This window comes from Williamsia sp. MIQD14 (genome assembly GCF_051025635.1).
GTDB lineage: Bacteria > Actinomycetota > Actinomycetes > Mycobacteriales > Mycobacteriaceae > Williamsia_A.
Genome location: NZ_JBPFDG010000002.1, coordinates 68,861 through 95,377, shown reverse-complemented (window position 1 = coordinate 95,377; position 26,517 = coordinate 68,861). Strand labels below are relative to the sequence as shown.

Sequence of the window (26,517 nt, the reverse complement as noted above, 5' to 3'; positions counted from 1 at the left end):
TGAAGCGGTTCTCGAGGTCGTCGGTGCTGTCGAGGCGACCGACTCCGTCGATGCGGTCGAACGCGTCGGTGCTCATGTGGGCCGCCGTTCGGAGGTGAGGGCCAAGAAGACGTCGTCGAGTGACGGCGCGTGCACCCCGAACTCGTCGACGGTGATGCGGGAGTCCGACAGGGCGGCGATCACCTGGGCCGCGCGTGCCGAGTCGGGCACGGGAACGGTGAGTTCGCCGGTGCGCCGGTCGACGTCGACGGCGTGGCCCAGCAGCCCCTCGATCGTGGTCGCGGCGGTCGACCCGTGGCCGGGATCGGAGAGTCGGATCGACAGCGTGAAGGTGCCCACCTGCTTCTTGAGCGTCTCCGGCGTACCGCGCCCGACCACCCGACCGTGGTCGATCACGACGAGCTGGTCGGCGAGCGCGTCGGCCTCGTCGAGGTACTGGGTCGTCAACACCACCGTGGTGCCCGCGGCGACGACGTCACGCACGATCTCCCACAGTTGGGTGCGCGTGCGGGGGTCGAGGCCGGTGGTCGGTTCGTCCAGGAACAGCAGGGCCGGGCGGCGGATCATGCTGGCGGCCAGATCGAGTCGCCTGCGCATACCGCCGGAGAACTGCGCGATGGGGCGCTTCGCGGAGTCGGTGAGCCCGAACTGTTCGACCAGTTCCGTCGCGCGACGGCGGGCCTGGGAGCCCTTCAGGCCGACCAGCCGACCGTAGATGTCGAGGTTCTCCAGCGCGGTGAGGTCGTTGTCGACCGAGGCGTACTGGCCGGTGAGGGAGATGACCGAACGGACCGCCGTCGAATCGGTGACGACATCGCGTCCCAGCACGCTGATGTGGCCGGCGTCGGGACGCAGCAGCGTCGCCATCATCCGCACGATCGTCGTCTTGCCCGCGCCGTTCGGTCCGAGAAGCCCGCAGACCGTGCCGGCGGGGACCGAGAAGTCGACCTCGTCGACGACGCGGCGATCACCGAACACCTTGGTCAGTCCGACGACGTCGACGGCGGGAGGACCGTTCGTCGCGGCGTCGGAGGTCGGCTGCTGGATCGGTGCCCGCCGTGTCGGGTGGGGGTGTGCGGGCACGACGGGTGTCGGGTCGGGTTCGCGACGTGCGTGACGCCCGACGCGCGCGGCGGTTCCCGGTGGGTGCTGCCCACCGGTCCACGCTGGCCCGTACGGCATCGACATGTCAGACCTCCCCGGACGTCGTCCCCCTGACGTCATCGCCCGTCAGGATACGGGGAGGCCACCCGGCGGATGCGGCGGAGCGGGTCGGAACCGGTCGATCGTGACCGGGGTCATGCCCGCGCCCACAGGTCGGCGACCGAGACGCCGACGTCGGCGAGCAGGCGACGCACGAGCGGTAGACCGATCCCGATGACCGACGAGGGGTCGCCGTCGATGCCGTCGATGAGCCAGCCGCCGAGACCGTCGAGGGTGAACCCACCGGCGACCTCGAGCGGTTCGCCCGAGGCGACGTAGGCGTCGACGGTGGCGTCGTCGGCGTCGGAGAAATGCACGACCGTCGACGACGACTCGCGGGCGCGGGCGCGCACCGTGCCGTCGGTGACCCGCAGGACGCAGTGGCCGGTCATCAGCTCGGCCGACCGTCCCCGGACCGCACGCCAATGCGCGCGAGCGGCGTCGACGGTGTGGGGCTTGCCGCTGAGGCGACCGTCGAGGAGCAGCATCGAGTCGCAACCGATGATCACCGCGTCCGACGGGGCGTCGGAGGATCCGGCGACCATGTGCGCCACCGCGTCGGCCTTCGCCTCGGCGAGGCGCGTCACCACCGTCGCCGGCTCCGCATCAGAACCCGACGCGGCCACGACGGCGTCCTCGTCGACGTGGGAGACCACGACCCGCGGATCGAGACCCGCCGCGCGCAGGACCCGCAGGCGTGCGGGCGACGCCGACCCGAGGACGACGACCGGTGGCCGCGGGCTCAGTAGCCGAAGGTGAGGTTGGGGAACGCGTTCGGTGACAGCGGCCACGCGGGACGCAGCCGATCGGTCGGCGTCCCCCACAGGTCGCGGGCCGCAGGAGGCCCGCTGTCGTCGCCCCCACCGGCACCGGCCAGCACGGCGACGAGCACCGCGACATCGGTGTCGGACGGGTTGCCACCGACGATGCGCAGCAGCGGCTGCGTCGCGGCGTCGGTGGTCTCGGCCACGGCGTCCCCTTCGTTCGCGGCGCTCGCAGCGGCACCGGTTTCGTTCGCGGCGCTCACAGGGGAATGTTCCCGTGCTTCTTGGGCGGCATCGACACCATCTTGCGCTCGAGGAGCTTGAGGGCGGTGGCGATCTGTCCGCGGGTGTGCGACGGGGGGATCACCGCGTCGACGTAGCCACGCTCGGCGGCGACATACGGGTTCACCAGGGTGTCCTCGTACTCCTGCTGGAGTTGCAGGCGCAACGCGTCGACGTCCTCGCCGTTGGCCGCGGCCTCCTTGAGGCGTCCGCGGTAGACGAACCCGACCGCACCCGAGGCGCCCATGACCGCGATCTGGGCGGTCGGCCACGCCAGGTTCACGTCGGCACCCATGTGCTTGGAACCCATGACGTCGTACGCGCCGCCGTACGCCTTGCGGGTGATGACGGTGATCTTGCCGACGGTCGCCTCGCCGTACGCGTAGAGCAGCTTCGCGCCGCGACGGATGATGCCGTTGTATTCCTGCTCGGTGCCCGGCAGGAAGCCCGGGACGTCGACGAGGGTGATGATCGGGATGTTGAAGCAGTCGCAGGTGCGCACGAACCGGGCCGCCTTCTCCGAGGCGTTGATGTCGAGGCAGCCGGCGAACTGGGTCGGCTGGTTGGCGACGATGCCGACGCTGCGCCCGTCGACCCGACCGAACCCGACGATCACGTTCGCGGCGTAGCCCGCCTGCACCTCGAGGAACTCGTCGTCGTCGAGGATCCGGCGGATCACCTCGTGCATGTCGTAGGGCTGGTTGGGCGAATCGGGGATGAGGGTGTCGAGTTCGAGGTCCTCGTCGGTGAGGGTGTCCTCGATCGATCCGGCCGCGGGCTGGTCGACGGGCAGGCGCGGGGCCTCGCCGCGGTTGTTGCTCGGCAGGTACCCGAGCAGTTCGCGGACGTAGTCGAGGGCGTCCTCCTCGTCGGAGGCGACGTAGTGCGCGGTACCCGACTTCGCCATGTGCGTGTGGGCGCCGCCGAGGTCCTCCATCGTGACGTCCTCGCCGGTGACGGTCTTGATGACGTCGGGTCCGGTGATGAACATCTGGCTGGTCTTGTCGACCATCACGACGAAGTCGGTGAGGGCGGGGGAGTAGACGTGTCCACCCGCCGCGGCACCGAGGATCAGTGAGATCTGGGGGATGACGCCCGACGCGCGGACGTTGCGGTGGAAGATCTCGCCGTAGAGGCCGAGGGACACCACGCCCTCCTGGATACGGGCGCCGGCGCCGTCGTTGATGCCGATGAGGGGGCGACCGGTCTTCACCGCGAGGTCCATCACCTTGACGATCTTCTCGCCGTAGACCTCGCCGAGGCTGCCGCCGAACACCGTCGAGTCCTGGCTGAAGACACAGACCTCGCGACCGTCGATGGTGCCGTAGCCGGTCACCACACCGTCACCGAGCGGACGGCGCGAGGCCAGCCCGAAATTGGTGCTCCGGTGCCGGGCCAGCGCGTCGAGTTCGACGAACGACCCCTCGTCGAGAAGATGGGTGATGCGCTCGCGCGCGGTGAGCTTGCCCTTCTCGTGGACCTTCTCGATCGCGGCCGGACCCACCGGTTCGGCGGCCTCGGCGAGGCGTCCACGCAGGTCGGCGAGCTTTCCCGCGGTGGTGTGGATGTCGGGCGCGCTGTCGGCGTCGCGCGAGGCAGTCGTCATGGCAACGATGCTAACGAGCGCACGCTCGGTCGTGCGGACCGACCCAACCTGAGTGTGTCTCATGTTTGGGCGCCAACGCCGTCGCGCGGGTGACGCGCCTAGGGTGTTCGCATGTCTGCGGCGCCCGGTGATCCCGTCCCGTTCGACCCCGTGCGGGTCGATGTCGTCCGCGCGGTCGCGGGACCCTCGTGGGGTCCGGTCGAGGTGGCGGGCTCCACCGGGTCGACCAACGCCGACCTGGTGGCACGGTGCGCCGAGCGGGACTGTGTCGGCGCGGTGCTCGTCGCCGAGGAACAGTTCGACGGGCGGGGCCGGCAGGGACGCCGGTGGGAGTCGGTACCGGGTACCCACCTCGCGATGTCGATGGTCGTCGACGCCCGGGACGCGGCCGCGGCCGGCGCGCTGGGCTGGATCCCCCTGCTCACCGGGGTGGCGGTGGTGTCGGCGATCGCTGAGGTCACCGGGGTCACCTCGACGGTGAAGTGGCCCAACGACGTCCTCGTCGACGGATTGAAGGTGTCGGGTGTCCTCGCCGAACTCGCGCACGGACCGCAGAGTGCGGGTGGGGGGCGGTCGGTGGTCGTCGGGATCGGCGTCAACACCGGTCTGTCGGCCGAAGCGTTGCCCGTGCCGACGGCGACATCGTTGAACCTCGTCACAGGGACGCCGGTGGACCGGTCACGACTTGCGGGGGCGATCCTGGCGTCGATGGCCCGTGAGCTGTCCCGGTGGCCCCACGACCTCGGCGCCCTCGCCGAGGACTATCGCCGGGTGTGCGGGACGCTGGGGACGCGGGTGCGGGTCGATCTGCCGCAGGCGCAGGTGCTGACTGGCACCGCGACCGACGTCGATGAGACCGGGCGGATCGTGATCACCCCGGAGTCCGGTGGCCCCGTCGTGGCCGTCAACGCCGGCGACGTGACCCACCTGCGCCCGCTGGCCTGATCACCGCCGGTCTGACCGACGTGGCCTGATCAGCGGTAGCTCTCCACGCTCTTCGAACCCATCGCGGAGATGAGGAACAGGATCGGCAGCCCGATCACGAGGTGCATGATCGCTGTCCCGATACCGGTCGTCCACTCCTGCGACAGCAGCAGGGGCAGCAGGACGGCGGCGGCGATCAGCAGTCCCACGATCCAGCTGAAGAACTGATCCGGCGAGGGCGTGGTCAGCTGGAGCACGTACCAGAGCGCACCGGCGAGCAGCGCGCACAGCGCGCCGACGACGGCGAACCAGTACTCGTCCTGCGAGACCGGGTTCCAGACCCCGAACTTGCCGGTCTCGGTGATCCGCTGGCTGATGACCCGGATGATCCAGGCGATCAACCACGCCGCGAGGGCGGTGACGACTGCCGTCGCCAACACACCGCCGATGAACAGCCCGGTGTTGATCTGCGGCCCGCGTCGTGGCGGCTTCGGGGCGCGGGCCCGTTTCACCTCGCCGGCGTACGGATCGGCGTAGCGGTCCCGTGCGTACGGGTCGTTCCCGTAGGAGTCGCGCCCATAGCTGTCGGCGCCGTAGGAGTCGCCACCGTAGGAGCTGCCACGGTAGGAATCGGCCCGATAGGGATCGTTGTCGGCCTGGCCGTATGCGCGGGTCCGCGCATCGTCGGGCTCGTTCGGGTACTGGGGTCTCGCGTTCATACGGCGCCTCCCGCTCGGGTCGGTTCCCGTCGCCGTGACCGGCGTTCGGTCGGCGAGCGTTCGTGGCCCGAGTGTAGCGAGTCACCACCTGCCGACACGGCCACACGAGGCCCGTGATGTCCGATCTCCGGCTAGCCTCATCATCGCCGCACCCGCGCGGACACCTGGCGAAAGGCGCACCGATGGGGTACCCGGAGAACATCCTCGCCGACGGCGAGCACGTCGTGTTGCACCGTCATCCGCACTGGAAGTGCCTGATCGTGCCGACCCTGATCTTCCTGGTGGTCACCGCGCTCGCCGGCGTCGCCGCGGGCTACACCTCGAGTGATCTCACCGGGTCGACACGGTCGGTGCTGTGGATCGTGATCGCCGTCGTGTGGGCGGTGGTGGTCGTCTGGTTCTTCCTGCGACCGGTGATCTCCTGGCGCACCACACACTTCGTCCTCACCGACCGGCGTGTCACCTTCCGCAACGGCATCCTCACGCGTTCGGGTATCGACATCCCGCTGCAGCGCATCAACTCCGTCGAGTTCCGGCACGGGGTGATCGACCGGATGCTGCGCACCGGGACGTTGATCATCGAGTCGGCCTCGGAGGATCCGCTGTCGTTCGACGACATCCCGCAGGTCGAGAAGGTCCACTCGCTGCTCTACCACGAGGTCTTCGACCCCGAGTCGGGCGAGCGGCCCCCCGGCGGGTTCGACGGCGGTCGACGCCGCTGATCCGTACCGTGTTCTCGTGACCGACGTATTGCTGGCCGAAGACGACGAGGCCATCGCCGGGCCCCTGGCCCGCGCACTCACCCGCGAGGGGTACGGGTGCGAGATCGTGACGACCGGACCCGACGCCCTCGAACGCGCCCGCGACAACCGCTTCGAGCTGCTGGTCCTCGACCTCGGGCTCCCCGAGATGGACGGTCTCGAGGTCTGTCGTCGCGTGCGGGCCGCGCGGCCGCAACTCGCGGTGTTGATGCTCACCGCCCGCACCGACGAGGTCGACTTCGTGGTGGGGCTCGACGCGGGAGCCGACGACTACGTGGGCAAACCGTTCCGACTCGCCGAACTGCTGGCCCGCGTTCGCGCTCTGCTGCGTCGCAAGCAGGGTGTCGATCTGGTGCTCGAGGCGGGCGACATCCAACTCGACGCCCGTGGTCGGCGGGTGTTGGTCGGCGGCAAGGACGCGACGCTGGCCAACCGTGAGTTCGACCTCCTGCGGTTCCTGATGGAACGGGGTGGCGAGGTGGTCAGCCGCGAGGAGATCCTCACCGAGGTGTGGGGTTCGGCGGATCTGCGGTCGTCGAAGACCCTGGACATGCACGTGTCGTGGCTGCGGCGCAAGATCGGGGACGATCAGGCCGGTCGCACCAAGCGGATCGTCACCGTGCGCGGTGTCGGCTTCCGATTCGATCCCGACTAGATCCCCATCCCCGACCGAGAAGAGGCGCGTCGTGCGCAGACGGATCCTGCTGTCGATGATCGCGATGGTGATGGGCATCGGGTTCCTGCTGGGGCTGCCGCTGATGTTCACCGCCTGGTGGTGGGTCGACGATCTCGCGCACCAGGATCTCGACCAGCGCCTCAAGCGGGTGTCGGGTGAGCTGATCGACCAGGAGTCCGACGGCGGGCCGGATGCGGTGGCACTCGACACCGCCCCCTTCCGCCTCCTGCTGCCCGCGGGCGGTCGTCTCGAACTCGAGTACCCCGCGGCACCCGGCGAGAGCGACCGCACCGCGATCGGCGACACCCTCACCGGTGCGACGGTCAGCGAGTCGGTGAGTCTCGGCGACGCCGGTGCGATCACGATGGAGATCCCGCTGTCCCAGGTGCGCGGCAACCAGTGGACCGCGGTCGGTGTCGTCGCGCTGGTCCTCACAGCCTCGGTCGCCGCGGGCACCGTCGTCGCCGCGGTCACCGCCAAACGTCTCGCCGATCCCCTCGAGGAGCTCGCCGAACGCGCCTCGAGCATGGCGCAGGGTGACTTCCACTCGGCGTGGAAATCCCACGGCATCGTCGAACTCGACCGGGTGTCCAGCGCGCTGGAGGTCGCCAACCGCGAGATCGCGCTCCGCCTCGAACGCGAGGGCGAGATCGTCGGCGAGGTCTCCCATCAGCTGCGCAGCCGCCTCACCGCGATCCAGCTGCGGCTCGACGAGTTGTCCCTGCACCCCGACCCCGACGTCGTCGACGAGGCCGAGGCGGCGCACGAACAGGTCGAGCGACTCAACCGTGAGCTCGACGAACTCATCGCGGTGTCGCGTGACTCCGCGGTGTTGCCGACCGGGCCGATCGACGTCCACGGCACCGTCGATCCATTGGTCCGGGACTTCACCGAGTCGTTCCACCAGGCCGGCCGTGAGCTGGAGGTGACGTACTCGGGGGAGAGCACCGCGTGGGCGACACCCAGCCGGCTGCGCGAGGCGGTCTCGGTGCTCATCGACAACTCGCTGCGCCACGGCGGTGGGATGTGTCGGGTGGAGGTGGTCGAACTCGTCGGAGCGGGGATGCTGCGGGTGGCCGTCGGTGACGAGGGGAGCGGGGTCCCCGACGACCGGGTGCAGATGATCTTCCGTCGCGGCTACTCCGCGGCCGGGTCGAGCGGTGTCGGGCTGTCGCTGGCGCGGGCCCTGGTCGAGGCCGACGGCGGACGACTGGAGCTGACCACCCGTCGACCGGCGACGTTCAGCATCGTGGTGCCCACGGGCGAGGGAGGGCCACTCACCGGGCCGCGTGACCGTGCGGCGGTGGCGGTGCGGGAACCGCGCTGAGCCGAGCTGGGCGTCAGCGACGTCCGAGGGCGTCGGGATCGGCGTCGCCGATCGTGACCTGCCCGGTGGCCATTGCCTCGATCTCGGCGTCCTCGTTGCCCTGGGTCTCGGGGAAGGCGAACTTCCGCAGCGCCCAGAAACGGAACACCATCTGCAGGACGTTGCCGATGATGTAGCCGAGGATGAAGTCGATGACGACGAGCGCGGCGACGCTCGCGTGGTTGCGCACGTCGAAGAGGTTGTTGGCGATGAACAGGGGAGCGGCCTGCAGGACCACGCCCATGCCGCTGATGACGAAGAACAGCAACGCCTCGTGGTGGGTTTCGCGACCGCCGCGGTTCTTGAAGGCCCATTCGCGGTTGAGGACATAGCTCAGCACCGTCGCGAGCGTGCCCGAGATGACCTTGGCGATCACGGGCTTCTGCTCGAGGATCGTGAGGCTCAGCGAGTAGAAGATCGCCATGTCGAAGACCATCGTGGTGCCACCGACCATCGCGAACTTGATCAGTTCGTGGTGGCGGAGCGCCAGTCGCCGGATCGGCGCCGGGGTACGGGCGAGGAGCCCGTCGATAGTCGACACAAGATGCGAGTCTACGAAACGATCGGCGAAACATTGTCATCGTGGCGGTGAACTGCGCGGTCGGCGGGTGACCCGCCCGGCAGTGGTGCGTGGTCACCGAGCCCATCGGGCGTGACACCATGGTCAGCCGTGAGCCAAGAGTCGACGGGTCAGGACACGGCGCCGCGCGCCGTCGCGAACGGGTCGGGCGCGTTGCCGACGGTGGCGATGATCGGCGGGGGTCAACTCGCACGGATGACGCACCAGGCCGCCATCGCGCTGGGACAGCGGCTGCGGGTGCTGGCGGCTTCGGCCGACGAACCAGCGGCGCTCGTCACCCCCGACGTCGTGCTCGGTTCGCACGACGACCTCGAGGACCTGCGACGGGTCGCCGCGGGCGCGGTGGCCGTCACCTTCGACCACGAGGGTGTGCCGACCGACCTCCTGCACGCGCTGGTCGCCGAGGGCGTGAACGTGCTCCCGCCGCCGGGGGCGCTCGTCCACGCGCAGGACAAGTCGGTGATGCGTCGTCGCCTGTCGGAGATGGGGCTGCCGGTTCCCGACTTCGTCGACCTCGACGGCCCGGACGCCGAGTCGGCGCTGCGCGACTTCTGCGCCCGCCACGACGGACGTGTCGTGCTCAAGGCGATCCGCGGCGGGTACGACGGCCGTGGCGTGTGGATGCCCGACGTCGTCTCCGAGGCCGTCGAGGTGCTGACCCGATGTGTCGCCGACGGCACGCCGCTGTTGGCCGAGGCGCGGGTCGCGATGCGCCGCGAGCTGTCGGCGATGGTGGCTCGTTCGCCGTTCGGTCAGGGCGCGGTGTGGCCTGTCGTGGAGACCGTGCAGCGCAACGGGCAGTGTGCGGTCGTGATCGCCCCCGCGCCGGAGCTCTCCGACGATCTCGCCACGCAGGCGCAGAACATCGCGCTGCGACTGGCCGACGAACTCGGCGTCGTCGGGGTGATGGCGGTCGAGTTGTTCGAGACCCACGACGGCACGCTGTCGATCAACGAGCTCGCGATGCGTCCCCACAACAGCGGTCACTGGTCGATGGACGGGGCGGTCACCGGTCAGTTCGAGCAGCATCTGCGCGCGGTCCTCGACTACCCGCTGGGCGACACCCGCGCCCGTGCCGACGTCACCGTGATGGCCAACATCCTGGGCGGGGCGTCGACGCCGGCGATGTCGATGGACGAACGTCTCCACCACCTGATGGCCCGGATGCCCGACGCCCGCGTGCACCTGTACGCGAAAGGCGAACGGCCCGAACGCAAGATCGGCCATGTCAACATCGTCGGTGCACCCGGTGACGATGTCGCAGGGGTGCGCGAGCGCGCCGAGCGCGCGGCACACTGGATGTCGACCGCGGTGTGGAGTGACGGATGGGATGAACACGATGGATGACTCGACCCGGCCCGAGGCGACCGCACCCGATCCGCCCGGCACGAGTCCGTCGGGCCCGCGTGTGGGACTCATCATGGGCAGCGACTCCGACTGGCCGACGATGGAGGCCGCCGCCGAGGCGCTCGCGGAGTTCGAGGTGCCGTTCGAGGTGGGTGTCGTCTCCGCGCATCGCACCCCGCAGCGCATGATCGACTACGCCGCCGGAGCGGCCGAACGGGGCATCTCGGTGATCATCGCCGGGGCCGGTGGCGCCGCGCACCTGCCCGGGATGGTGGCCTCGGCCACCCCGCTGCCGGTCATCGGCGTCCCCGTGCCGCTGAAGTATCTCGACGGCATGGACTCGCTGCTGTCGATCGTGCAGATGCCCGCCGGTGTCCCGGTCGCGACCGTCTCTATCGGCGGGGCCCGGAACGCAGGCCTGCTGGCGGTGCGGATCATCGCCGCCGCCGACCCCGTCCTGCGGGCCCGGATGGAGGCGTTCCAGCGCGGCCTCGAGCAGATGGTGCTGGAGAAGGACGCGGCGTTGCGGCGCACCCTCATCGGCGACTGAACACCGGGCGCGGCCCGCTATCCGGTGGGTAGCAGCCGCCGTCGGAAGAGGTCGAGCACCTCGTCGAGAGCCTGACGCGTGGGTTCACCCGGCGCGTCGACGAGGTGCTCGGTGAGCACCGAGTGCGGTGGGGCGAACGAGTCGGGGTTCGCCGCGTCGTCGGGGATCTCGATGGCGGTGAACGCGTCGCCGAGCTGTTCGGCGAGCCACCGGAAACGTGCCGGTGGGCACGCGCGATCACCGGCGAAGCGCAACCCCAGGACGCCGAGATCGCCGGTGGCGCACCGGTTCTTGACCGTCTCGAGGTCGGCGGGCGAGATGTCGATGTTGTGGGTGCGGCCGCGGCCGATGCCGAACGGCAACGACGGCTGCGACAGGACCGGTGCGATCAACCGGTCGTCGGCGGCCATGGCGAGCGCGAACCCACCGGTGAAACACATGCCGACCGCGCCGATGCCCGGTCCACCGCACCGCTCGTGTTCGGCCGCGCCCAGGGCGCGCAACCACCGGACCACCGGCGACGACTTGCCCGTCGCGAGCACCGTGAACTCGCGGCTGATGCAGGCCGGGACGATGGCGCGGGCGATCGTCGCCGCCGCGCCGAGCGCGGGGATGCGTGCGTCGAGGGGGTCTTTGCCGTCCACGCCGAACAGGTGCGGCATCACCGCGGTCAGCCCGACGTCGGCCACCGTGCGCGCGAATCCCGCCACCGCGGGGGTGATGCCCGGCATCTCCGAGATGACGATCACCGCGGGCCCCGATCCGAGGCGGTACACCGGTGCGGTGCGTCCGTCGGCCGAGAACTCGATGCGCTCGAAGTCGGCGAGGGAGTCATTCGTCACGGGGTCCTCCTGGGGCTGTGTGCATCGCGACAGCGTCGCAGAGTGCGCGCCGCCACACCAGCATCGCGCCGGTTACCGCCCGGTAACTCCTACCCGGTCGAGGGTTAGCATGGGAGGTGACACATCACATTTGAGGAGACGCGACATGTCCGGCAACCCAGATTTCGACCTCTTCGCACTGCCGGAGGAGCACGACGCGCTACGCGAGGCCATCCGCGCGTTGTCGGAGAAGGAGATCGAGCCGCACGCGGCCGATGTCGACGAGAACTCCCGCTTCCCGCAGGAGGCCCTGGACGCGCTGAACGCATCGGGCTTCAACGCGATCCACGTCCCCGAGGAGTTCGAGGGGCAGGGCGGTGACTCGGTTGCCGCCTGCATCGTGATCGAGGAGGTCGCCCGCGTCGACGCCTCGGCCTCGCTCATCCCCGCGGTCAACAAACTCGGCACCATGGGGCTGATCCTGAGCGGATCCGACGAGCTCAAGAAGCAGGTGCTCCCCGACATCGCCTCGGGTGGACTGCTCGCCTCCTACGGTCTGTCCGAGCGCGAGGCCGGCTCCGACGCGGCGTCCATGCGGACCCGCGCGAAGAAGACCTCCGAGGGCTGGGTCCTCAACGGCGGCAAGGCGTGGATCACCAACGGCGGCAAGTCGACCTGGTACACCGTCATGGCCGTGACCGATCCCGAGCAGGGGTCCAACGGCATCTCGGCGTTCATGGTGCACAAGGACGACCCGGGTTTCTCGACCGGCGGCTACGAGCGCAAGCTCGGCATCAAGGGCTCGCCCACCGCCGAGCTCTACTTCGAGAACTGTGAGATCCCCGCCGATCGCCTCATCGGCGAGGAGGGGACCGGCTTCAAGACCGCCCTGCAGACCCTCGACCACACCCGACCCACGATCGGCGCGCAGGCGGTCGGCATCGCCCAGGGTGCGCTCGACAAGACCATCGAGTACGTCAAGGAGCGCAAGCAGTTCGGCAAGACGATCTCGCAGTTCCAGGGCGTCGAGTTCATGATCGCCGACATGGCGATGAAGGTGGAGGCCGCGCGGCTGATGGTCTACACCTCCGCGGCGCGAGCCGAACGCGGCGAGCCGAACCTCGGGTTCATCTCCTCGGCGTCGAAGTGCTTCGCCTCCGATGTCGCGATGTCGGTCACGACCGATGCCGTGCAGCTGTTCGGCGGCGCCGGCTACACCCGTGACTTCCCGGTCGAGCGGATGATGCGCGACGCGAAGATCACGCAGATCTACGAGGGCACCAACCAGATCCAGCGGGTCGTGATGTCGCGCGCGCTGCTGCGCTGACATCGGGGTCCCCTCGGGACATGCACCACCACGACGGACCGGGCGGCCGTCTCACGACAGTGAGACGGTCGCCTTCTCCGTGTCGGCACGTCCCGCCATGACGGCGGCGTCGGCGTGGGAGACGTGGACCAGACTCGCCCCGGCGACCGGCGCCGCGAGCACGCCGCGGATGAGTCCGTCGACGCCGTCCCAGCGGCAGGTCGACAGCACACGCGCGCCGGCGGTGATGCCGTCGGCGGTGGCCCGGTCGGCCGCGGCGCCGACGACCTCGGCGACGGTGCGGCCGTCCAGGGCGGCGGGCCCGCCCACGATCGGCGCGAACTGGTCACCGTGCACCCGGACGCCCGACCCGAAGTCGGTGACGCCGATCGGCAGGTCGCCGACGGGGAGCGCGAACGGGTCGAGTGGGGCGACGACGACCTCGTCGATCCCCGCGTGCGCGTCGAGGCGGTCGCGTGTGCAGAACGCGACCGACGCCGACGGATCCGCGCCCAGCACCACCTCGGCGCCGGCCCACCAGGCGCCGAGCAGGATGGTGAAGGTCTGCCAGTGCTCGGGCAGGTCGACGGCGACGTGGTCGCCGGGGGCCACGCCGATCTCGTCGCGGAGGAAATTGGCCGTCTTCGCCGCCCAGTTCATCGCGGTCAGCGTCGAGAGCTCCGTGCGTTCATCGGATGCGTCGTCGTAGAACGTGAACAGCGGGCTCGCGGGGTCGGTGGCCAGCGCCGGTCCGAGGACGGCGTCGGTGACGGTGGCGACCTCGCGGACGGGATGAGAGCTCATGGTGGTGATCCTCCCCCGGTGCGTCGGTCGAGGGTTTCGGTGGGTCAGTTGACGCAGGCCGGACCCGACCCCGATGCCGTGATCGGCGGGGTTGTGGTCGATGTCGAGGTCACCCCCGCCGGTGTCGCGGCGGTGTCGGAGCTGCCCGGTTGCGCGCCGGTGTCGGTGATCGACCCCGGTCCGGTGTAGGCGTCGGTGAGCATCAGCGTGAGGTGGCCCGCGGGGATCGAGGGATCGACCTGGACCGGGAGGCCGCCCATCTGGCGGGCGAGGTCGGTGGCGGCGGCGTTGCGTTCCGACGTCCTCACCGCGCTGGTGGCGTCCGGGCTCGACGCGTTGCCGGTTGTGCCGCGCAGGAACCCGCGACTCGTGGCGATGTTGGAGACGTTGGTGGCGAGTCCGTCGACCGAGCCGGCGTTGACGACGTCGACGGTGTAGTCGGCGCGGTCGAGGCGCCCGGGGGCGGGCTTCGTCAGCAGTGCGCTGGTGAAGCGCTGCACCGCAACGGGATTCACGGTGACGACGGACTGCTGTCCGTCCTCGCTCCACCCCTGCTCGTCGGTCACCGGGATGGTCGCGAACTTCACCTTGCCGCCGGTGAGGTCCTTGAGCTGCTCGACGAACTTGAGGATGTCCCAGTTGTCGTCGATCACGATCGACCGCGACACCGCCTGCTCGAGGTCGGAGAGCTTGCCGGGGTTGGTCAGCGTGCCCGCCGAGAGCACCTTCTGGGCCAGCGACGCCATGAATACCTGCTGCCGCACGATGCGGTCGAGGTCTCCTCGGGGCAGGTCGTGGCGTTGCCGGACGAAGCTCAGGGCCTGCGCGCCGTCGAGGACCTGCTTGCCCGCGCGGAACCGAGCCCCCGACAGCGGCTCGTCCACCGGGTTCTTCAGGCAGACGTCCACCCCGCCGACGGCGTCGGTGAGCAGGACGAACCCGACCAGCCCGACCTCGGCGTAGTGGTCGACCTGTACCCCGGTGAGCTTGGCGACGGTGTCGATGAGGGCCTTGCGGCCGGCGGCGGTCGATTCGGTCTGGGCCTGCTCGGGGGAGGTGCCCGACTCGACGAGCGCCTCGCGGCGGGCCTCCTTCGTCGCCCCGTAGGCGGCGTTGATCTTGCTCATCCCGATCCCGGGCACGTCGACGTAGGAGTCGCGGGGGATCGAGATGGCCGTCGCCGACGACCCGTCGTTCGGGATGCGGATCAACAGGATGGTGTCGGTGTTGGTGGCGACCTCGTCGCCTGCGTGCAGTTTGGCCTGTTCGGCCGGTGAGAGCGGGTTGCCCTGGGCGTCGGTCCGCGAGTCGGTGCCCACCATGAGGATGTCGACGGCGCCGTCCTTGCCCGAGCCCAACGACAGGCCGCCGAGACGGGTGACGTTGTCCTCGAGGCTGGTGATGCCGTTCCAGGCGTAGCCGGTGAGGACCAGGACGGCGACCGACGCCAGCGCGATGACCAGCCGTCCGGCGAACGGTCCGCGGCGCATCGTGGCGGCGTCCGGTGTGGGCGCGACCGGCGTGCGGTCTGCGCGCCCGGATGTCGTCGTCGGTCGCGCGGCGGAGCGTGTCGGGGCAGCGGTGGTCGAGGCGCGTGGGGTCGAGGGACGCGAGGTGGCGGTGCGGGGGGCGGAGTCCCGCGGGGCCGAGGTGCGGTCAGCCGTGGTCCGCGACGCCGCCGGTCGCGCGCGACGATCGGCGGGTCCACCGCGCCGAGGGGCGGCACGACGACCACGGGGGTCGTCGGGTGGCTGCTGCACGTGGACCTCTCGAAGTCGCGACGGATGGGGCGGGTGGGACTGGTGGTTCCCCGCAGGGTCCGACCTCACGGTAGCCGCCGACGACCGGCGAACCGGGGAGCGCAACGCCGCGCCTTCGGTGTCGCTCGGACGGGTCGGGGCCGACCGCGTCGACGGGTGGCGTCGGCGACCGGCCGATACGCTCGGTCGCGACAAGACAGGCGCGGCGACGAGGGGACGAGGCCGACCAGTGATCACCGACACACGCGAACGCACGGACGGTCGACGCGGTCGGCTCGTCGTGATCGGCGCAGGCGGTCAGGTCGGACGGCTGCTGGCCGCCGGGCCCGCCGCGGTGGCGATGGGCCGCGACGACATCGACATCGGCGACGCCGGCCGGGTCGAGCGGGCCCTCGTCGACCTCACCTCCGACGACATCGTCGTCAACTGCGCGGCGCACACGGCGGTCGACGCGGCCGAGACCGACGTCGAGGCGGCCCGCCTGGGCAACGAGATCGGTCCGGCGAACCTGGCGCGGGCGACCGCGCGGGCCGGCGCGCGACTGATCCACCTCTCCACCGACTACGTGTTCCCGAGCAGCAGAGATGACGGAGACCCGGCGCCGCTCGAACCCGACGACCTCGATCCCGAGGCGCAGCCGGCATCGGTCTACGGCAGCACCAAGCTGGCCGGGGAACGCGCCGTCGCCGAGATCGACCCGCGCGCGACCGTCGTGCGCACCGCATGGGTGTACACCGGTGCCCTCGGCGGCACCGATTTCGTCGCCACGATGCGGCGTCTCGAAGCCGAGCGCGACACGGTGTCGGTGGTCGACGACCAGATCGGATCACCCACCTACGCCGTCGATCTCGCGGCCGGACTCCTCGCGCTCGCCGACCGTCCCGACCTCACCGGCACGACCCTGCACGCGACGAACGCCGGGAGCTGCTCGTGGTTCGACCTGGCCCGCGCGGTGTTCGTGGGGGTGGGCGCCGATCCCGAGCGCGTGACGCCCACGACGACCGCGGCGTTCCCCCGCCCTGCACCCCGGCCGGCCTACTCGGTGCTGTCGGGTCGGTCGTGGGCGGCCGCCGGCCTGCCACCGCTGCGCGACTGGCGCGCAGGGCTCACCGCGGCGCTGGCCGCCGACGGGGTGACCGGGCCCGGCGTGTGAGAAAGCCGCCCCGGACGATCGGCCACCGACGGTTGGTTACCCTTGCCCCGTGACTGACCTGGCCGTGGTGACCGTGACCTATTCGTCGGGGGACCATCTCGCCGCCTTTCTCCGCAGCCTGCGCACCGCGACGACCGTCGACCACCGCGTGATCATCGCCGACAACGGCTCGACCGACGGCGCCCCCGAGGCCGCCGAACGCGACTTCGACAACGTCACCCTTGTCGACACCGGCGCCAACATCGGTTACGGCGGAGCCGCGAACCGCGCGGTGGCCGAGGTCGACCCCGCCGTCGAGTTCGTGGTCGTGGCCAACCCCGACGTCGAGTGGACGCCCGGATCGATCGACGAGATGCTCGCCGTCGCCCGCCGCCGCCCGCGCGCGGGATCGGTCGGCCCGCTGATCCGCGAACCCGACGGCACCGTCTATCCCTCGGCCCGCCACGTCCCCGACCTGGTGTCGGGTACGGGCCACGCCGTCCTGGGCAAGGTGTGGAAGTCCAACCCATGGACCACCGCCTACCGCCAGCAGGACGCCGACATCGCCGAGCGGACCGTCGGGTGGCTGTCGGGATCGTGCCTGCTGCTGCGCCGCGCGGCGTTCGACTCCATCGACGGGTTCGACTCCCGCTACTTCATGTACATGGAGGACGTCGACCTGGGCGACCGTCTGGCCCGCGCCGGGTGGCTCAACGTCTACGCGCCGAGCGCCGAGGTGATCCACCGCAAGGGCCACGTCGCCGGTGAACACCCCGAACTCATGCTGCCCGCCCACCACCAGAGCGCCTACCGCTTCCAGGCCGATCGTCACCCCGGTGCCCGCTGGGCGCCGTTGCGTGCGGGGCTCGGAGCGGGTCTGTGGGTCCGGTCGAAGGTGGCGGTGGCGTCGGCCCGCCGAGCCGCGAGAAACCGGACGGACTCGCCTACTGTGAACGCAGTCCAACCACCCACGATGGAGGCTTGAGTGGCACCGACCGATGGCGACATCACCCACACCGGTACGTCGGGGAGTGGTGTACAGGCAGTGATCCTGGTGGGCGGCAAGGGAACCCGTCTACGGCCGCTGACCCTGTCGGCACCCAAGCCGATGCTGCCCACCGCCGGCATGCCGTTCCTCACCCACCTGCTGTCGCGGATCGGCGCGGCGGGCATCACCGACGTCGTGCTCGGCACCTCGTTCAAGGCCGAGGTCTTCGAGGAGCACTTCGGTGACGGCTCGAAGCTCGGCATGCATCTGTCGTATGTGACCGAGACCGAACCCCTGGGCACGGGCGGGGCCATCCGCAACGTGCTCCCCGAACTCACCGCGGACACCATTCTCGTGTTCAACGGAGACGTGTTGGGCGGCACCGATGTCGGTGCGGTCCTCGACACCCATCACTCCTCGGGTGCCGACGTCACGATCCACCTGGTGCGTGTCGGCGATCCGCGGGCGTTCGGATGCGTCCCCACCGACGACGACGGTCGCGTGACGGCGTTCCTGGAGAAGACCCAGGATCCGCCGACCGATCAGATCAACGCGGGGTGCTACGTCTTCAAACGGTCGGTGATCGAGGAGATCGACACCGGCCGACCGGTGTCGGTGGAGCGGGAGGTGTTCCCCAATCTGCTGGCGCACGGCAGGCACGTGCACGCCCACGTCGACACCGGTTACTGGCGCGACATGGGGACCCCGGAGGACTTCGTCCAGGGCTCGGCCGACCTGGTGCGCGGGATCGCGCCGTCGCCGGCATTGGCGGGGCCGCGCGGTGAGTCGCTGGTGCACGAGGGTGCCGGTGTCGCACCGGGAGCGGTCCTCGTCGGCGGGACGGTCGTCGGTCGTGGGGCCGAGATCGGTGCCCGTGCCCGACTCGACGGTGCCGTGGTCTTCGACGGCGCCGTGATCGAGGCGGGAGCGGTGGTGGAGCGCAGCATCATCGGCTTCGGCGCCCGGATCGGCCCGCGGGCGCTGGTGCGCGACGGGGTCATCGGCGACGGCGCCGACATCGGTGCGCGATGTGAGTTGCTACGCGGCGCGCGGGTGTGGCCGGGGGTCACGATCCCCGACGGCGGGGTGCGGTTCTCCACCGACGTGTGATGACGCGACCGATGATCGACCCGAACCGCTCCATCGCGCGATTCGTCGCCGTGGGGGATTCGTTCCCCGAGGGTGTGGGTGACGACGAACCGTTGTGCCCCAACGGGGTCCGTGGCTGGGCGGATCGGACGGCGGAGGTGCTCGCTCGGCGTGCCGCTCAGCGCGGCGACGCACCGTTGCGGTACGCGAATCTCGCGATCCGCGGGAAGCTGCTCGGCCCGGTGGTGGCCGATCAGCTCGACCCGGCACTGCGCATGGCGCCCGATCTGGTGGCGATCTGCGCGGGCGTCAACGATCTGCTGCGCCCGTCGGTCGACATCGACGACCTCATGGCGCGCTACGACTCCGCGATCGGTGCGTTCGTCGACACCGGGGCCCTCGTGTTCACCTTCACGGCCTTCGACACCGCGGCCCGACCGCTGTTCGCCGCGCTCCGTGGACGTTTCGCCATCTACAACGAACTGCTCCGCGAGATCGCCGACCGCCGTGGGGTGCACCTGGTCGACTTCTGGCGGATGCGCGAGTTCGCCGACCGCCGGATGTGGGAGTTCGACCGGATGCACCTGTCGCCGGCCGGCCACCATCAGATGGCGATCTGCGTTCTCGAATCTCTGGGCATCGCCCACGATCTCGTCCCCGTCGCCTTCGGTCCCGTGGAGGAGATCTCGGCTGGGCAACGGCGGAAGGGCAACCGTCAGTGGGCGGCTCAGGCGGCCGCGCCGTGGATCGGGCGGCGTCTGCGTGGCCGGTCCCGGGGGGACGGCATGTCGCCGAAATACCCCGAACTCACCGAACTGGCGCCCACGCCCTGACAGGAACGGCCCGGCGGCCCGGGGTGGACGGGTCGGTCACACCTCGTCGGTGGGTGCGGTCCGCGCGGCGGCGAGCAGGCCGCGGCCGAGCGGGATGACCACCGGCAGCAGGCCGTCGTCCTCGGAGATCATCAGCGCCGCGGCGCGGGCGGCCGAGGTCTCGGGATCGATCTGTCCCGGATCGGCGATCCGACCGTCGGCGGTGGCGTCGTGCACCAGCAGCACGCCACCGGGGCGCAGGAGTCGTAGTCCCTCGGTGACATAGCGCGGTTGGTCGATGACGGCGCCGTCGACGAACACGACGTCGTAGGACGCGTCGGCGAGGCGTGGCAGCACGTCGGCGGCGCGGCCGTTGATCAGTCGTGTCCGTGATGCGGCGACGCCCGCGGCGGTGAAGGCCACCTTGGCCGCCCGCTGGTGTTCGGAGTCGGGGTCGATGGTGGTGAGGACCCCGTCGGCGCGCATCCCGGCGAGCAACCACAGACCGCTGACGCCGGCGCCGGTACCGATCTCGACCACGTTGCGCGCATCGGTCAGCCGCGTCAGGAGGCACAGCGTCGCGCCGACGGCGGGGGACACGGCGGCGGCACCGAGTTCGTGCGCGCGTTCGCGGGCCGCGAGGAGGGTGTCGTCCTCGGCGATCGCCGACTCCGCGTAATCGCGGAGCGATTCGTGACCGGGGTCGCGGAGCGATTCGTGACCGGGGTCGCGGGTCTGCGGGTCGGTCGGCTGGTCGCCGGGGGTGTCGGGCACGGTGACAGGTTAACCGCCGCCGGTCGCCCGGTCGGCGAGGTCGGGGTCCGCCGCGCGTGGCGGCGGTCGGTCCTTCGGTGCGCCGATGGGCCTCGTCATGACTCTCAGGCAACGCTCAGGCCACTCATACGGCTCGCACACCCCGATGTACCAGAGTCATGGACAACGACACAGCGATCGTCATCGCGGGCCACCGCGGACCCCGTCGGCTCGGGAACATCCCGGACCACGACGAGGTTCTCCTCACCGAGATGACACCCCGCGCGTCGACCCCGAGAGGAAGTGGAGCCGCGCACATGACCGAAACTCCCCGATCCGCCGACACCGCGGATCACACGCCGACCACGATCGAGGCCGCCGCGCCCACCGATCCCGCCGTGGGGGAGCGTTCGGGCACCGCCCGGTTCGACGAGACCGGTGACGGGTCGCTCATGCCGTCCTGGGACGAGTTGGTCCGCGAGCACGCCGATCGCGTCTACCGCCTCGCCTACCGGTTGTCGGGCAACCAGCACGACGCCGAGGACCTGACACAGGAGACGTTCATCCGCGTCTTCCGCTCGCTGTCGAACTACCGGCCCGGCACGTTCGAGGGCTGGTTGCACCGCATCACCACCAACCTGTTCCTCGACATGGTCCGCCGTCGCGCGAAGATCCGGATGGAGGCGCTGCCCGAGGACTACGAGCGTGTCCCGGGCTCCGCGCCCGACCCGGGCCGCGCCTACGACGACGCGAACCTCGACCCCGATCTGCAGCAGGCTCTCGATGCGCTGGCGCCGGAGTTCCGCGCCGCGGTCGTCCTGTGTGACATCGAGGGTCTGTCGTACGAGGAGATCGCGACCACGCTCGGCGTGAAGCTGGGTACGGTCCGCAGCCGCATCCACCGTGGTCGGCAGGCCATCCGCGACCACCTCGCCGCCAACGGTCACACCAGCAGCCGATCGGTCACCACCTCCATCTGACCGCGGGGGTCGGTGGGTGGCGTCTTCCGATGGGAACCCGCGAGGGGTGGTGATCGTTGTCCCCTCGGTGCCGGACACACGACACCACCGAGAGCTTTCGCTATCGTGGGGCACGCCCGCGGCTCGTCGCTCTCGGGTTCGACCGTGAGAGACCGCCGACTCGAAGGGGTGATGACCGTGGACCGGCTACGAGGTCCGTTCGGCCCGAATCCTGGGGACGCCGATCCGCGCGACGCCGATGCACGCGACCGCCGGACGCCTCGCCGCCCGGCGTCGTCGTCGTTGTCGCCGAACACCGACTACCGCGCGCCCGGTTCGGCCGGAGGGCGGTCGTTCGCCCCCACCGATCATCTCGCCACCGAGGCCGTCGCGGCCTACGTCGACGGCGAGCTGCGGATGAACGCCCACCTGCGCGCGGCACGGCACATCGCCGCCTGCGCCGACTGCGCCGCCGAGGTCGACGCCCAGGCCGCGGCACGGACCGCGCTCCGCGGTTGCTCCGACATCACCATGCCCCTGGGCCTTCTGGGCGCCCTGACCGACATCCCGAGCCGGGAGATCGATCTGCGCAGCGCTCTCGAGCGCGCGCGCGACACCGACCGCCGCGCCCCGGACCGCGGGGGTCCGCTCTCGGCCCCGGGCTTCCCGGTGCACCGTCCGAGCCGTTGGCGCCATCGGTGATCCCGGCCTCGGCGGCCGTGGGCGTGACGCGATGACCCCGGCTCCCCCCGGCGACTCGTCGGATGTGCCACCGTCGGTGAACACGTCGAAGGCCGATCCGGGCGCGGGTCCGCGTCAGGGCCGGCACTCCCCGGTCTCACCCCAGACCGCTGCGGTGTTCGGTCGTCCCGCCGGTGTCGACGGTTCGTTCGCCGCCCCGGAACACCAGCGCGCGCGAGCCGTGCAGCCCGTCGTCGGCGCGCCTGATCCCGTTCTGCGCGAGGCGTTCTCGCGTCCGCCGGGCGCCGATGAGGCGGTGCAACGTGATCCGGACTCCCGCTACGGCGAGTCCGCCGAGCCCGACGCGACCCCCGATCCCTGGCGCGATCCGTCGAGCGTGGCGGGTCTCGACGCCCCGGCGCTGGCGACCGCTCCCGCACCGGCGCCGGTGCTGCCCGGCGCGAAGCTCGGCGTCCGTGAACTGCTCTTCGACCGCATCGTCAGCTGGCGGGCGCTGGCGATCCTCGCCGTCGTCGCCCTCGCCGTCGGCGTGGTGGGCGGTCTGTTCGGTCGCCTCACCGCCGAGGTCGTGCCGCCGCTGCACTCGAGCACCGTGTCGCTGGGCAACGGTGACAAGGCCCCCCGTGCCGCCGGCGGACGCGTCGCGCAGGTCGCGCAGGCGGTCGAGAAGGCCGTCGTCGCGATCAACGTCCGCACCGCGAACTCGATCGGCACCGGATCCGGGGTCGTCCTCGACAAGTCCGGCTACATCGTCACCAACAACCATGTCATCTCCCAGGCCGCCACCGAGCGCGCGTCGCTGGAGGTGACGTTCTTCGACCGGCAGCGGGTTCCCGCCCGCATCGTCGGTCGCGACATCCGCACCGACCTCGCGGTGATCAAGGTCGACGGCGTCGACAATCTCACCGTCGCGTCCCTGGGGAACTCCGCCGATCTCGAGATCGGCCAGGAGGTCATCGCGTTCGGGTCCCCGCTGGGTCTCGACCGGACCGTAACGAGCGGGATCGTCAGCGCGACGAACCGCGCGGTCCCACTCCGCCCGGACGACACCTCCGACACCGACGCGGTGATCGACGGCATCCAGACCGACGCGGCGATCAACCCCGGCAACTCCGGTGGACCGCTGGTCGACGACAACGCACGGGTGGTCGGGATCAACACCGCAGGCCTCGTGCCGGGTGGCGGCTCCATCGGCCTCGGCTTCGCGATCCCGATCGACGAGGCCCGTTCGGTGGCGCAGGCCCTCATCCGCGACGGCAAGGTCACCCACGCCCAGATCGGTGTCAGTGCGAGTTCGGTGCGCAACGACAAGGTGCTCGGCGCCCGTATCGGCAACATCGTGGGCGGGTCACCGGCGGCGCGCGCGGGCCTGCGGGAGGGCGACGTCGTCACCGAGTTCGACAACCGGCCCATCGACGGTGCCGACGAACTCACCGTCGCCGTTCGCACCTCGACCATCGGCAGGTCGGTGCCGTTCACCTACTGGCGTGACGGCCGCACCTTCACCGCGTCGATCACGCCCGCGGCGGACTGAGTAGCCTGCAACTGTGTTCAGCAGCATCGGATGGGGCGAGCTCCTGGTACTCCTGGTGGCCGGTCTGGTCATCCTCGGACCCGAGCGGTTGCCCGGTGCCGTCACCTGGACGATGAAGTCACTGCGTCAGGTCCGCGAGTACGCGGCGGGGGCGACCAACCAGCTGAAGGACGATCTCGGCCCGGATTTCGAGGATTTCCGTAAGCCGCTGGCCGACCTCAACGAGCTGCGGGGCATGACGCCGCGATCGCTGATCACCAAACACCTGCTCGACGGTGACGACTCGTTCTTCTCCGGCAACTTCGACGACGACACGCGTATCAAGCCGGTGTCGGCGCCGATGCCCGAGATCAACCCGACGCCTGCACCCGCCCTGACGACCGATGGGCCCGGACCGTCGCTCACCAAGAAGACCTCGCCGGACCTGACGAAGCCGACGGCGCCCGGGGCCCGAACGGCGTCGACGGATCAGCCCACGAAGCGCTCGGTCGTCGACTGGGACGCCACGTAGCGGTCGACGACCCAGGGGACGGTCAGGCGTTGCGCGCGGTGTCGATACCCAACGACATCCCCGCCAGACCCCGGCGGCGGACGGCGAGACGTTGCGCGACCTCGCGCAGCGCGGCGCCCGCCGGGGATGTCGGATCCGACAGCACGAGCGGCACACCGCTGTCGCCACCCTCGCGCAGCGCGGTCTCCAACGGGATCGAGCCCAGCAGGGCGACCTCGGATCCGACCGCACGGGTGAGTCGTTCGGCCACCAACGCGCCGCCACCGGAACCGAACGGCTCGATGCGGCTGCCGTCGGGCAGTTCCATCCACGACATGTTCTCGACCACGCCGGCGATCTTCTGGCGGGTCTGCAGGGCGATCGCACCGGCGCGCTCGGCGACCTCGGCGGCGGCCTGCTGCGGGGTGGTGACGACCAGGATCTCCGCACCGGGGATGAGCTGGGCGATGGAGATGGCGATGTCGCCGGTGCCCGGCGGCAGGTCGAGGAGCAGCACGTCGAGGTCGCCCCAGTAGACGTCGGCGAGGAACTGCTGCAGGGCGCGGTGCAGCATGGGTCCGCGCCACACGACCGGGGTGTTGCCGCTGGTGAACTGCGCGATGGAGATGAACTTCACGCCATGCGCCATGGGCGGCATGATCATCTTCTCGACCTGCGTGGGCTTGGCGTCGCTACCCATCATGCGGGGCACCGAGTGTCCGTAGATGTCGGCGTCGAGGACCCCCACGGTGAGCCCTCGTTCGGCGAGCGCGGCCGCGAGGTTGACGGTCACGCTGGACTTGCCGACGCCGCCCTTGCCCGATGCCACGGCGTACACGCGTGTCAGCGACCCGGGTTGGGCGAACGGGATGACCGGTTCGGCGCGGTCGCCGCGCAACGACTTGCGGAGCTCGGTGCGCTGCGCGTCGTCCATCACGTCGAGTTCCACCCGCACCGCGCCGACGCCGGGGACGTCGGAGGCGGCGGTCGTGACCCGTTCGGTGATCTCGGTGCGCAGGGGGCAGCCCGACGTCGTGAGGTAGATGCCGATGTCGACGCTGCCGTCGGCGGCCACGGTCACCGATTTGAGCATGCCGAGGTCGGTGATCGGTTTGCCGATCTCGGGGTCGGTCACCCCGGCCAGGGCGGTACGGATCGCGGATTCGGTGTCGCTGTTCATCGCCGTTCAGCGTATCCGGCTCCCACGGTCGGCTTCCCGCCGCCGGTGGGCGAGCGGCGGTTCTACGGCTCGAGGGCCAACGACGGTGTGGGACGCAGGGTGAGCGAACGGATCACGCACGGTCCGGCGGGCGGCGCCGCGGCGGTCAGGGCGCCGGTGAGCTCGCCGGCGAGCCCGATCGGACCGCACCGCGTGCCGAGTGCGTCGACACCCACCCCGGCGACCTCGATGCTCGTCGGGCCGGTCGGTGTGATCGTCCAGGGGAGCGCCGCGGTCCGGGCGATCCCGCACAGCGGGTTCGCCCCGCTCAGCACGGCCTTGCCAACCGTCGCCGAGGTGCCGTCGGGTGCAACCGTGACCGTGAGATCGACGGTGCACGACACCGGTCCGGCGGGAGAGGTCACGGCGATCGTGGCCGGCACCACGAAGGCGGCCTTGGTCGCTCGCAGACGTGCCGACGGTGCCGGGGTGGACCCGGGTGCGCCGGGGGTCCCCGAGGCGGTGGGTGCGCCGGGCACGCCCGACGGTGGCACCGCGCCGGGCGCACGGGGGGCGCCGGGGGTCGGTGCAGCGCTCGTCGCCGGGCGCTTGACCTCGAGGACCGATGCGGTGGGCACCGCGCCCGTCGCGTAGGCGAGTGCCCAGGTCAGCACGTTCGAGACGTAGTCGAGGGAGTTGTTGTAGCGGAGGACCGCGGCGACACGGTGCTGCGGAGCCATGATGTCGCTGACCCCGGCGCACAGGTAGCGGCCCGCCGAGTAGGTGGCGTCGAAGATGTTGTTCGGGTCGGCGCGGCCGTCGCCGTTGCCGTCGGAACCCCAGGCCGCCCAGGTACTGGGGATGAACTGCATCGGTCCCATGGCGCGATCGTGGACGGGGTCACCGTCGATGGATCCGCGGTCGGTGTCGGTGATGACCGCGTTGCCCGCGAGACTGCCGTCGAGGACCGGACCGGCGATGGGGTTGATCGTGGTGCCCGAGGCGTCGACCGATCCGTCGCCGGCGTGCCCGGACTCGATGCGGCCGATGCCGGCGAGGAGGAACCACGGCAGCTTGCACGCGGAGTTCTCGGCGCCGACGCGGTCCGCCGCGAGCTTGTAGGCGCGCAGCATGATGCCCGGGATGCCGAGAGGACCCGACGGCAGTGCGGGGGCCAACGTGCGCACACCTGCTGTGACGATGCCCGCCCCCGCCGCGGCCGCAGGTGCGGCGGGCGGGGCGAAGCCCAGGGCGCGGGGGCCGGTGTCGACGATCGCCGCGGCCGGCGTCACCTCTGCGGCGGCCAGTGCCGACGCCGGTTGACGTTGCGCGCTGGAAGTCGCGGCCCCGAGGACGAACACGCCGACCAACAGTGTGGCGACACCCATCGGCACGTAGCGGCCGGCGTTCATCGTGGTTCGCTGCGCACC

Annotated in this window: 27 protein-coding genes; 15 read left to right on the top strand and 12 right to left on the bottom strand. The window is 70.7% G+C overall.

The annotated features are described in order from the left end of the window. Positions 1-72 precede the first annotated feature (72 nt). The 4 genes from ACQ7HM_RS07970 to ACQ7HM_RS07955 all read right to left on the bottom strand — a co-directional run bounded on the left by ACQ7HM_RS07970 (position 73) and on the right by ACQ7HM_RS07955 (position 3,855). A complete protein-coding gene (locus ACQ7HM_RS07970) occupies positions 73-1,182 on the bottom strand; it encodes an ATP-binding cassette domain-containing protein (protein ID WP_434215734.1) in 1,110 nt (369 codons plus the stop codon). Between the two features lie 116 nt (positions 1,183-1,298). Then, complete coding sequence (locus tag ACQ7HM_RS07965) at positions 1,299-1,949, bottom strand: nucleoside triphosphate pyrophosphatase (RefSeq protein WP_434216383.1); 651 nt, start codon at positions 1,947-1,949, stop codon at positions 1,299-1,301. Continuing rightward, on the bottom strand, positions 1,946-2,230 hold the full coding sequence (locus ACQ7HM_RS07960; RefSeq protein ID WP_434215733.1) for an acyl-CoA carboxylase subunit epsilon: 285 nt from the start codon (positions 2,228-2,230) through the stop codon (positions 1,946-1,948). Before ACQ7HM_RS07960 ends, ACQ7HM_RS07965 begins: the two co-directional genes overlap by 4 nt. After that, on the bottom strand, positions 2,227-3,855 hold the full coding sequence (locus ACQ7HM_RS07955; protein WP_434215732.1) for an acyl-CoA carboxylase subunit beta: 1,629 nt from the start codon (positions 3,853-3,855) through the stop codon (positions 2,227-2,229). Before ACQ7HM_RS07955 ends, ACQ7HM_RS07960 begins: the two co-directional genes overlap by 4 nt. A 111-nt stretch (positions 3,856-3,966) precedes the next feature. On the opposite strand from ACQ7HM_RS07955, the gene ACQ7HM_RS07950 reads away from it, so the two are divergent. Next, entirely contained in the window at positions 3,967-4,800 is an 834-nt protein-coding gene (locus ACQ7HM_RS07950; RefSeq protein ID WP_434215731.1) for a biotin--[acetyl-CoA-carboxylase] ligase, read from the top strand. A 29-nt stretch (positions 4,801-4,829) separates the two neighbouring features. On the opposite strand, the gene ACQ7HM_RS07945 is transcribed toward ACQ7HM_RS07950, so the two are convergent. Beyond that, positions 4,830-5,498, bottom strand: coding sequence for a DUF6069 family protein (locus ACQ7HM_RS07945; RefSeq protein ID WP_434215730.1), 669 nt, complete (start codon positions 5,496-5,498; stop codon positions 4,830-4,832). A 182-nt stretch (positions 5,499-5,680) separates the two neighbouring features. On the opposite strand from ACQ7HM_RS07945, the gene ACQ7HM_RS07940 reads away from it, so the two are divergent. The 3 genes from ACQ7HM_RS07940 to ACQ7HM_RS07930 are packed head-to-tail and all read left to right on the top strand — an operon-like array spanning position 5,681 to position 8,262. Continuing rightward, positions 5,681-6,220 carry a PH domain-containing protein gene (locus tag ACQ7HM_RS07940; protein WP_434215729.1) on the top strand — a complete coding sequence of 180 codons (540 nt, stop codon included), beginning with the start codon at positions 5,681-5,683 and terminating at the stop codon, positions 6,218-6,220. Positions 6,221-6,236: 16 nt separating this feature from the next. Beyond that, entirely contained in the window at positions 6,237-6,914 is a 678-nt protein-coding gene (locus ACQ7HM_RS07935) for a response regulator transcription factor (protein ID WP_055791205.1), read from the top strand. A gap of 31 nt (positions 6,915-6,945) precedes the next feature. Continuing rightward, positions 6,946-8,262, top strand: coding sequence for a sensor histidine kinase (locus tag ACQ7HM_RS07930; RefSeq protein ID WP_434215728.1), 1,317 nt, complete (start codon positions 6,946-6,948; stop codon positions 8,260-8,262). Between the two features lie 13 nt (positions 8,263-8,275). Here the strand turns inward: ACQ7HM_RS07930 and ACQ7HM_RS07925 are convergent, their stop codons facing one another. Next, positions 8,276-8,842, bottom strand: a complete 567-nt coding sequence (locus tag ACQ7HM_RS07925) for a GtrA family protein (RefSeq protein ID WP_434215727.1) — start codon at positions 8,840-8,842, stop codon at positions 8,276-8,278. Between the two features lie 129 nt (positions 8,843-8,971). Between ACQ7HM_RS07925 and ACQ7HM_RS07920 the strand changes: the two genes are divergently transcribed. Together ACQ7HM_RS07920 and purE are read left to right on the top strand one after the other, a co-directional pair. Further along, positions 8,972-10,228, top strand: a complete 1,257-nt coding sequence (locus tag ACQ7HM_RS07920) for a 5-(carboxyamino)imidazole ribonucleotide synthase (RefSeq protein WP_434215726.1) — start codon at positions 8,972-8,974, stop codon at positions 10,226-10,228. Beyond that, the gene (purE, locus tag ACQ7HM_RS07915) at positions 10,221-10,778 is read left to right on the top strand and encodes a 5-(carboxyamino)imidazole ribonucleotide mutase (protein WP_434215725.1); all 558 of its coding nucleotides are present in this window, start codon (positions 10,221-10,223) and stop codon (positions 10,776-10,778) included. Before ACQ7HM_RS07920 ends, purE begins: the two co-directional genes overlap by 8 nt. A 17-nt stretch (positions 10,779-10,795) precedes the next feature. Here purE and ACQ7HM_RS07910 read toward each other — a convergent pair whose 3' ends face one another. Further along, positions 10,796-11,620: a dienelactone hydrolase family protein gene (locus ACQ7HM_RS07910; protein ID WP_434215724.1), complete on the bottom strand. Its 825-nt coding sequence runs from the start codon at positions 11,618-11,620 to the stop codon at positions 10,796-10,798. Positions 11,621-11,765: 145 nt separating this feature from the next. Here ACQ7HM_RS07910 and ACQ7HM_RS07905 point away from each other — a divergent pair, with 145 nt between their 5' ends. Then, complete coding sequence (locus ACQ7HM_RS07905) at positions 11,766-12,926, top strand: acyl-CoA dehydrogenase (protein WP_434215723.1); 1,161 nt, start codon at positions 11,766-11,768, stop codon at positions 12,924-12,926. A gap of 51 nt (positions 12,927-12,977) precedes the next feature. On the opposite strand, the gene ACQ7HM_RS07900 is transcribed toward ACQ7HM_RS07905, so the two are convergent. Then, entirely contained in the window at positions 12,978-13,709 is a 732-nt protein-coding gene (locus tag ACQ7HM_RS07900; RefSeq protein ID WP_434215722.1) for a TIGR03089 family protein, read from the bottom strand. A 44-nt stretch (positions 13,710-13,753) separates the two neighbouring features. Further along, a complete protein-coding gene (locus ACQ7HM_RS07895) occupies positions 13,754-15,469 on the bottom strand; it encodes an LCP family protein (protein ID WP_434215721.1) in 1,716 nt (571 codons plus the stop codon). Between the two features lie 229 nt (positions 15,470-15,698). Between ACQ7HM_RS07895 and rfbD the strand changes: the two genes are divergently transcribed. The 4 genes from rfbD to ACQ7HM_RS07875 are packed head-to-tail and all read left to right on the top strand — an operon-like array spanning position 15,699 to position 19,511. After that, positions 15,699-16,622 carry a dTDP-4-dehydrorhamnose reductase gene (gene rfbD / locus ACQ7HM_RS07890; RefSeq protein ID WP_434215720.1) on the top strand — a complete coding sequence of 308 codons (924 nt, stop codon included), beginning with the start codon at positions 15,699-15,701 and terminating at the stop codon, positions 16,620-16,622. Positions 16,623-16,671: 49 nt separating this feature from the next. Continuing rightward, the gene (locus ACQ7HM_RS07885) at positions 16,672-17,586 is read left to right on the top strand and encodes a glycosyltransferase family 2 protein (protein ID WP_434215719.1); all 915 of its coding nucleotides are present in this window, start codon (positions 16,672-16,674) and stop codon (positions 17,584-17,586) included. Continuing rightward, on the top strand, positions 17,587-18,699 hold the full coding sequence (locus ACQ7HM_RS07880; RefSeq protein ID WP_434215718.1) for a sugar phosphate nucleotidyltransferase: 1,113 nt from the start codon (positions 17,587-17,589) through the stop codon (positions 18,697-18,699). It begins immediately after the preceding gene. After that, a complete protein-coding gene (locus ACQ7HM_RS07875; protein ID WP_434215717.1) occupies positions 18,699-19,511 on the top strand; it encodes an SGNH/GDSL hydrolase family protein in 813 nt (270 codons plus the stop codon). The genes ACQ7HM_RS07880 and ACQ7HM_RS07875 overlap by 1 nt, the downstream gene beginning before the upstream one ends. A gap of 36 nt (positions 19,512-19,547) precedes the next feature. On the opposite strand, the gene ACQ7HM_RS07870 is transcribed toward ACQ7HM_RS07875, so the two are convergent. Further along, positions 19,548-20,153 carry an O-methyltransferase gene (locus tag ACQ7HM_RS07870; protein ID WP_434216382.1) on the bottom strand — a complete coding sequence of 202 codons (606 nt, stop codon included), beginning with the start codon at positions 20,151-20,153 and terminating at the stop codon, positions 19,548-19,550. 407 nt (positions 20,154-20,560) lie between these two features. On the opposite strand from ACQ7HM_RS07870, the gene sigE reads away from it, so the two are divergent. The 4 genes from sigE to tatB all read left to right on the top strand — a co-directional run bounded on the left by sigE (position 20,561) and on the right by tatB (position 23,949). Further along, positions 20,561-21,223, top strand: a complete 663-nt coding sequence (gene sigE, locus ACQ7HM_RS07865) for an RNA polymerase sigma factor SigE (RefSeq protein WP_434215716.1) — start codon at positions 20,561-20,563, stop codon at positions 21,221-21,223. Between the two features lie 177 nt (positions 21,224-21,400). After that, the gene (locus ACQ7HM_RS07860; protein WP_434215715.1) at positions 21,401-21,904 is read left to right on the top strand and encodes a hypothetical protein; all 504 of its coding nucleotides are present in this window, start codon (positions 21,401-21,403) and stop codon (positions 21,902-21,904) included. Between the two features lie 31 nt (positions 21,905-21,935). After that, positions 21,936-23,438: a S1C family serine protease gene (locus ACQ7HM_RS07855; RefSeq protein ID WP_434215714.1), complete on the top strand. Its 1,503-nt coding sequence runs from the start codon at positions 21,936-21,938 to the stop codon at positions 23,436-23,438. A 13-nt stretch (positions 23,439-23,451) separates the two neighbouring features. Further along, positions 23,452-23,949, top strand: coding sequence for a Sec-independent protein translocase protein TatB (gene tatB / locus ACQ7HM_RS07850; RefSeq protein WP_434215713.1), 498 nt, complete (start codon positions 23,452-23,454; stop codon positions 23,947-23,949). A gap of 22 nt (positions 23,950-23,971) precedes the next feature. On the opposite strand, the gene ACQ7HM_RS07845 is transcribed toward tatB, so the two are convergent. Then, a complete protein-coding gene (locus ACQ7HM_RS07845; protein WP_434215712.1) occupies positions 23,972-25,108 on the bottom strand; it encodes an Mrp/NBP35 family ATP-binding protein in 1,137 nt (378 codons plus the stop codon). Positions 25,109-25,170: 62 nt separating this feature from the next. Then, positions 25,171-26,499 carry a lytic murein transglycosylase gene (locus ACQ7HM_RS07840; RefSeq protein ID WP_434215711.1) on the bottom strand — a complete coding sequence of 443 codons (1,329 nt, stop codon included), beginning with the start codon at positions 26,497-26,499 and terminating at the stop codon, positions 25,171-25,173. Positions 26,500-26,517 lie beyond the last annotated feature (18 nt).